Below are 6,092 nucleotides of genomic sequence, written 5' to 3'. Positions count from 1 at the left end.
TTGTCATCAGTCGCGACATTGTTGACAGATGAGTCGCGACATGGTGGACAAACCGGCGTCTTGGTGTTTATTTTTTCCAAGGCGCCGGTTGTGGTTTTCAGGTCAGTGGGGGTTGGCCTTTTCGCCAGTATGGTTTTTGGTAGTTGCGGGATGTGTCGATGTAGTGCTCGGTGATGGGTTCGCCGGTTTCTTTTAGTGATGTCGTGATGTGGTTGTCGGTGATGATCATCAGGACTTCTTCGCCGCTGTGGGCTCGGCCGATTCCTAGGCTGTAGAGCCTGCCGGCGTAGCGGATGGTGACTTTGCCGCTGGCGGCGACGACGTCGTTGCGGGTGCGCCATTCTTCTTTCGGGGTGAAGGTTGGTTCAGCTTTAGGTCCTGTTGTGTAGGCCTGGTGTGGGGTACGGCGTCCGAGTGATCGGTGGGGGCGTTCGGTGTTGTAGTAGGCGGTGAATTCGTTGAGCTGCCGTTGTAGTTGGGGGATGGTTTCTGCTGGTGGTTGTGCGTTGATCCAGCGTTTGAGTGTTTGGTGGAAGCGTTCGATTTTGCCTTGGGTTTGTGGGTGGCCTGGCCGGCCGTTTTTCTGCTGGATACGGTTGTCGTTAAGTGTTTTCTCGAATGCGTTTCTGCCGCCTTTGCGTCCGGCTAGTCGGGCGGTGAACACCAGCCCGTTGTCAGTGAGTGTGGATGCCGGTGGGCCGTAGGTGTCGATGAGGCGCTGTAGTTCTGCTGCGACAGCTGGCCCTGTAAATGCTGGCCGGGCGGTGATCGATAGCAGGTAGCGGGAGTGGTCGTCGATGAAGTCGAGGACTTCTACGCGCCTGCCGTCGATGAGGAAGAGGTAGGTGATGTCGGCCTGCCAGCATTCGTTGGGCATGGCCGCTTCAAACCTGATGTAGGAGCTGCGTGGTTTCTTTTGCGGTTGCGGGGCAACAAGTCCGGCTTCAGTGATGATCCGGCGGATCGTCGATGTTGACGGCACACGCAGGCCTTGTTGTCCTAAGTGGAAAGCGATGGTGTCGGGCCCTGCGTCGAAACCTGCTTTGGTGAGTTCTTTGCGCATGTCGATGATGTGGTTGCGCAGGGTCTCCGGCACGGCATTGGGGTGGGTGTGCGGCGCGCGCGATTTCGGGGCGATGGCTTGTTCCCCTCCGGCGTCGAACTCGGAGAGGATCTTGTAGATGCGTTGGCGGGAGATGCCGAATCGTTTGGCGACTTTGGTGACTGGTTCGCCTTGATCGCGGACGGCTTTGACGATGGCGAGATTTCGGTTCGGGCTGTTCATCTGTCAACGATGTCCCGACTGATACCAGCACCATCCCTAAACACGCGGGGGTGACGGGAGGTGTCAATGATGTCGCGACTGAGGTGTCAACCATCACCCCGGATTGTTTCTTCCCCCTAAGTGTCAACAATGTCGCGACTGACCTGTCAACCATCAGGAATGCTGTCCCAGGCACGCCGTGTCAACTATGTCATGACTTCAGACACTGCCGGGGGCGCTTTCCCATACCCCTTTCACCTGCGATTACGGCCCCGCGCAGCGCAAAATCGCTAGACTGGTCGCATAACCGAAATCACCTAGCACGATTGAGGAGCGACCATGAGCAAGGACAGCATCCCAAGCTTTGACCAGGCGCAAGACGCCGACGATGCAGCCAAGGCGGCCGTCAACCCGACGCCGACCCGCGACGACAGCATCAACAACCTGGGTGACCCGGACGCAGACGGCAACTTCCAGGACCGCACCGAGAAGGAAAGCGAGAAGGCGAACTAATGGCCGACAACACGCAGGCAAATAACGCACAGCCGGGCGACGGTCCCGACAAGCTTCTCGACGCTGCAACGCGCCGCATCGGCAACGAGCCCGACACTGACCCTATCTCCGACCTTGAGCGTCTGGAGTCCCGTGACCTGGACAACCTGGACAAAGAGGACTTCGGCGACGGCAACGAGGGCAACGACGACTCCAGCTACGCCAACGACAACCCGGACGGCCCGTCCGAGGTCAACCGCGGCGACGAGTAACCCGCAAACGCACTCAGCGCCGACCCCGACACAGGGGCGGCGCTTTTTCATCCTTGACGCCATATCGAATTGCGATATTATCGATTATCGAGAGTGTCGAATAACGATAAGGAGTTGAGTTATGAACATGCCTATGGACACGAACCAAACCGCTAAGCCTCCGACAGAGAAACAAACGAAAGATTTCAACTCGAGCACAATCGGAGTCACCGCCCTAGTCGCCCTCTGGATCAGCTTCGAAATCTTCGAGATGATCCACAACGGTATCGTGATCACCCGCCTATCCCCTGCCGTCGAGGGTGGCATCGTTTTTGCCGATATCCCCAGCGGCGCCCAGTGGCTTTACGGCATTGGTCTGGCCACGAAGTACATCGGCCTCCTCGGCACCGGGATGACACTGAGCATGATCGGCTGGAACATGTCCAAAGGGCGGATCTTCACGCAACGCAACGTCACTCTCCTTAACTTCGGCACTGGCGCGATGTTCGCTTATTTCATCGGTCGCATCGGATTCGAGGGTCTGGGTAACAATTTCGTTGCCTCGGATCTGGGCCTGGAGCAATGGTGGGACACCGGTGTCAGCACCCCGTACTCCGAGTTCACACCAGCACTGATCCTCCTGTTCACCCTCGGCCTCGCTTCCATGCTTCTGCGCCGCGGCGCCCGGTTGAAGGAGGACGTGGACGGCCTTGTCTAATCCGATCAATCCAGCGGAGTCCCAGGTCGTCTGCCACCTGGACCGGCTCATGGCGGAGCGCGGCATCACCGGTGCCGCGCTCGCGGAGCAGGTCGGCATCACGCCGGTGAATCTATCCGTGCTCAAGAACAACCGCGCGAAGGCAGTCCGGTTCTCCACGCTCGCCGCGATCTGCCAGGCCTTGGACTGCCAGCCGGGAGACATCTTCTCCGTGCAGTAGCCTGCAGTAACCTGCAGTAGGCTCGCACGCATGAGCTTTCCCCAACCCTCCATCAATTCCTACGCGCTGATCACCGGTGCCAGCCAGGGCATCGGTGAGGCCATGGCCCGCGACTTTGCTAAGGCGGGATACAACCTCATTATCGTGGCCCGACGCGAGGACGTCCTGCAGAAACTTGCCGCCGAGCTCGAAGATGCCCACGGCGTCGGAGTCATCGTCGCCGCTAAGGATCTCTCTGTGGCCGAGCAGGTCGATGAGCTCATCGAGCTTATCGACGAAAAAGCCATCTCCATCTGCGTCAACTCCGCCGGCATCGCCTCCTTCGGGCCGTTCATGAACCAAGACTGGGATTACGAGACAAACCAGTACAACTTGAACGCCACGGCGGTCTTCCGCATTACCAAGGCGGTGTTGGACCAGATGGTTCCGCGTGGAGAGGGCGCGTTGTGCAATGTCGGCTCCGCCGCCGGCAACGCGCCCATTCCGAACAACGCCACCTACGTGTTCACCAAGGCCGGCGTGAACACCTTCACCGAGTCTCTGCACTACGAGTTGAAGAAGACCGGCGTGCACTGCACTCTTCTCGCTCCCGGCCCGGTGCGTGACGCTGTTGTCCCGGAGGACGAGCAGTCGATCGTCGACAAGGTCGTCCCGGACTTCTTGTGGACCACCTACGAGTCCTGCTCGGAGGAGACCATCGCTGCCATGATGAAGAACCAGCGCCGCGTCACCCCCGGGCCGCTGTCGAAGGCGATGGACTTTGTCTCCTCCTACGCCCCGCGTGCTGTCATCGCGCCGGTGACCGGCTGGTTCTACGCCAAGATGGGCTAACCGCAGCCACAACACGGGCGGGTACGTTGGAAGGCATGAGCGAAGAACCCTCCGCAGAACCCACTGCCCTACCCGCCAAGGACGACCGCATCGTTTGGATCGACCTCGAGATGACGGGCCTCGACCCGCAGCGTCACGTCATTGTTGAAGTCGCAGCACTCGTCACGGACGCGGAGCTGAACATCCTCGACGGCGGCATTGACCTTGTCGTCCACGCCACCGACGCAGAACTCGCCGAAATGGATGACTTCGTCACCGAAATGCACGGCAGCTCCGGGCTGACGGAACAGATCAAGGCTTCCACTGTGGCGTTGCGGGAGGCGGAGGAGGCGGTGCTGGAACTCGTCGATAAGCATTGCGGCGAGCACCGCCCACCGTTGGCCGGCAACTCGATCGCTACTGACCGCACCTTCATCCGCGCGCACATGCCCAAGCTGGATGAGCGGCTGCATTACCGCATGATCGACGTCTCCACCATCAAGGAGCTCACCCGCCGCTGGTACCCGAAGGCGTACTACAACCAGCCCGAAAAGGGCATGGCGCACCGCGCTCTCGCCGACATTGTAGAGTCCATCCGCGAGCTCGACTACTACCGTCGCGCCGTCTTCACCGCTGCTCCCGGCCCCGACTCTGACGCGGCGGCGGTATGCGCGACCGAATCGACCGAGACCTACCAGCCGTTTTTGTAAAACCGGCGCAGTGAACTAATGTGATGTAGCGCTGCCCACGCACGCGACGGGCAGCGATGGTGGCTGTAGTTCAGCTGGTAGAGCACCAGGTTGTGATCCTGGGTGTCGCGGGTTCGAGTCCCGTCAGCCACCCCAATGTCATCAGTCGCGACATTGTTGACAGATGAGTCGCGACATGGTGGACAAACCGGCGTCTTGGTGTTTATTTTTTCCAAGGCGCCGGTTGTGGTTTTCAGGTCAGTGGGGGTTGGCCTTTTCGCCAGTATGGTTTTTGGTAGTTGCGGGATGTGTCGATGTAGTGCTCGGTGATGGGTTCGCCGGTTTCTTTTAGTGATGTCGTGATGTGGTTGTCGGTGATGATCATCAGGACTTCTTCGCCGCTGTGGGCTCGGCCGATTCCTAGGCTGTAGAGCCTGCCGGCGTAGCGGATGGTGACTTTGCCGCTGGCGGCGACGACGTCGTTGCGGGTGCGCCATTCTTCTTTCGGGGTGAAGGTTGGTTCAGCTTTAGGTCCTGTTGTGTAGGCCTGGTGTGGGGTACGGCGTCCGAGTGATCGGTGGGGGCGTTCGGTGTTGTAGTAGGCGGTGAATTCGTTGAGCTGCCGTTGTAGTTGGGGGATGGTTTCTGCTGGTGGTTGTGCGTTGATCCAGCGTTTGAGTGTTTGGTGGAAGCGTTCGATTTTGCCTTGGGTTTGTGGGTGGCCTGGCCGGCCGTTTTTCTGCTGGATACGGTTGTCGTTAAGTGTTTTCTCGAATGCGTTTCTGCCGCCTTTGCGTCCGGCTAGTCGGGCGGTGAACACCAGCCCGTTGTCAGTGAGTGTGGATGCCGGTGGGCCGTAGGTGTCGATGAGGCGCTGTAGTTCTGCTGCGACAGCTGGCCCTGTAAATGCTGGCCGGGCGGTGATCGATAGCAGGTAGCGGGAGTGGTCGTCGATGAAGTCGAGGACTTCTACGCGCCTGCCGTCGATGAGGAAGAGGTAGGTGATGTCGGCCTGCCAGCATTCGTTGGGCATGGCCGCTTCAAACCTGATGTAGGAGCTGCGTGGTTTCTTTTGCGGTTGCGGGGCAACAAGTCCGGCTTCAGTGATGATCCGGCGGATCGTCGATGTTGACGGCACACGCAGGCCTTGTTGTCCTAAGTGGAAAGCGATGGTGTCGGGCCCTGCGTCGAAACCTGCTTTGGTGAGTTCTTTGCGCATGTCGATGATGTGGTTGCGCAGGGTCTCCGGCACGGCATTGGGGTGGGTGTGCGGCGCGCGCGATTTCGGGGCGATGGCTTGTTCCCCTCCGGCGTCGAACTCGGAGAGGATCTTGTAGATGCGTTGGCGGGAGATGCCGAATCGTTTGGCGACTTTGGTGACTGGTTCGCCTTGATCGCGGACGGCTTTGACGATGGCGAGATTTCGGTTCGGGCTGTTCATCTGTCAACGATGTCCCGACTGATACCAGCACCATCCCTAAACACGCGGGGGTGACGGGAGGTGTCAATGATGTCGCGACTGAGGTGTCAACCATCACCCCGGATTGTTTCTTCCCCCTAAGTGTCAACAATGTCGCGACTGACCTGTCAACCATCAGGAATGCTGTCCCAGGCACGCCGTGTCAACTATGTCATGACTTCAGACACC

At 59.3% G+C, this 6,092-nt stretch carries 8 protein-coding genes and 1 tRNA gene; 7 read left to right on the top strand and 2 right to left on the bottom strand.

The window, feature by feature from the left end:
• Positions 1-97 precede the first annotated feature (97 nt).
• Positions 98-1,285, bottom strand: coding sequence for an IS481 family transposase (locus KBX07_RS11260; RefSeq protein WP_005287373.1), 1,188 nt, complete (start codon positions 1,283-1,285; stop codon positions 98-100).
• Positions 1,286-1,603: 318 nt separating this feature from the next.
• Between KBX07_RS11260 and KBX07_RS11255 the strand changes: the two genes are divergently transcribed.
• The 7 genes from KBX07_RS11255 (at position 1,604) to KBX07_RS11225 (ending at position 4,600) form a co-directional block, all read left to right on the top strand.
• Positions 1,604-1,777, top strand: coding sequence for a hypothetical protein (locus KBX07_RS11255; RefSeq protein WP_005288996.1), 174 nt, complete (start codon positions 1,604-1,606; stop codon positions 1,775-1,777).
• Positions 1,777-2,028, top strand: a complete 252-nt coding sequence (locus KBX07_RS11250; RefSeq protein ID WP_255995691.1) for a hypothetical protein — start codon at positions 1,777-1,779, stop codon at positions 2,026-2,028. The genes KBX07_RS11255 and KBX07_RS11250 overlap by 1 nt, the downstream gene beginning before the upstream one ends.
• 121 nt (positions 2,029-2,149) lie before the next feature.
• Positions 2,150-2,725, top strand: coding sequence for a hypothetical protein (locus KBX07_RS11245; RefSeq protein WP_255995692.1), 576 nt, complete (start codon positions 2,150-2,152; stop codon positions 2,723-2,725).
• Positions 2,718-2,945: a helix-turn-helix transcriptional regulator gene (locus KBX07_RS11240; protein ID WP_255998560.1), complete on the top strand. Its 228-nt coding sequence runs from the start codon at positions 2,718-2,720 to the stop codon at positions 2,943-2,945. Before KBX07_RS11245 ends, KBX07_RS11240 begins: the two co-directional genes overlap by 8 nt.
• A gap of 30 nt (positions 2,946-2,975) precedes the next feature.
• Positions 2,976-3,776 (top strand): mycolate reductase, encoded by an 801-nt coding sequence (gene cmrA / locus KBX07_RS11235; protein WP_256019906.1) that lies wholly within the window; start codon positions 2,976-2,978, stop codon positions 3,774-3,776.
• Positions 3,777-3,811: 35 nt separating this feature from the next.
• Entirely contained in the window at positions 3,812-4,465 is a 654-nt protein-coding gene (gene orn, locus KBX07_RS11230; RefSeq protein WP_256024160.1) for an oligoribonuclease, read from the top strand.
• A gap of 59 nt (positions 4,466-4,524) precedes the next feature.
• Positions 4,525-4,600: transfer RNA gene (locus KBX07_RS11225), tRNA-His, on the top strand.
• A 97-nt stretch (positions 4,601-4,697) separates the two neighbouring features.
• On the opposite strand, the gene KBX07_RS11220 is transcribed toward KBX07_RS11225, so the two are convergent.
• On the bottom strand, positions 4,698-5,885 hold the full coding sequence (locus KBX07_RS11220) for an IS481 family transposase (RefSeq protein ID WP_005287373.1): 1,188 nt from the start codon (positions 5,883-5,885) through the stop codon (positions 4,698-4,700).
• Positions 5,886-6,092 lie beyond the last annotated feature (207 nt).

The organism is Corynebacterium sp. CCUG 70398, from assembly GCF_024454055.1.
Lineage (GTDB): Bacteria > Actinomycetota > Actinomycetes > Mycobacteriales > Mycobacteriaceae > Corynebacterium > Corynebacterium genitalium.
This window is presented reverse-complemented; position numbering and strand designations above follow the sequence as displayed.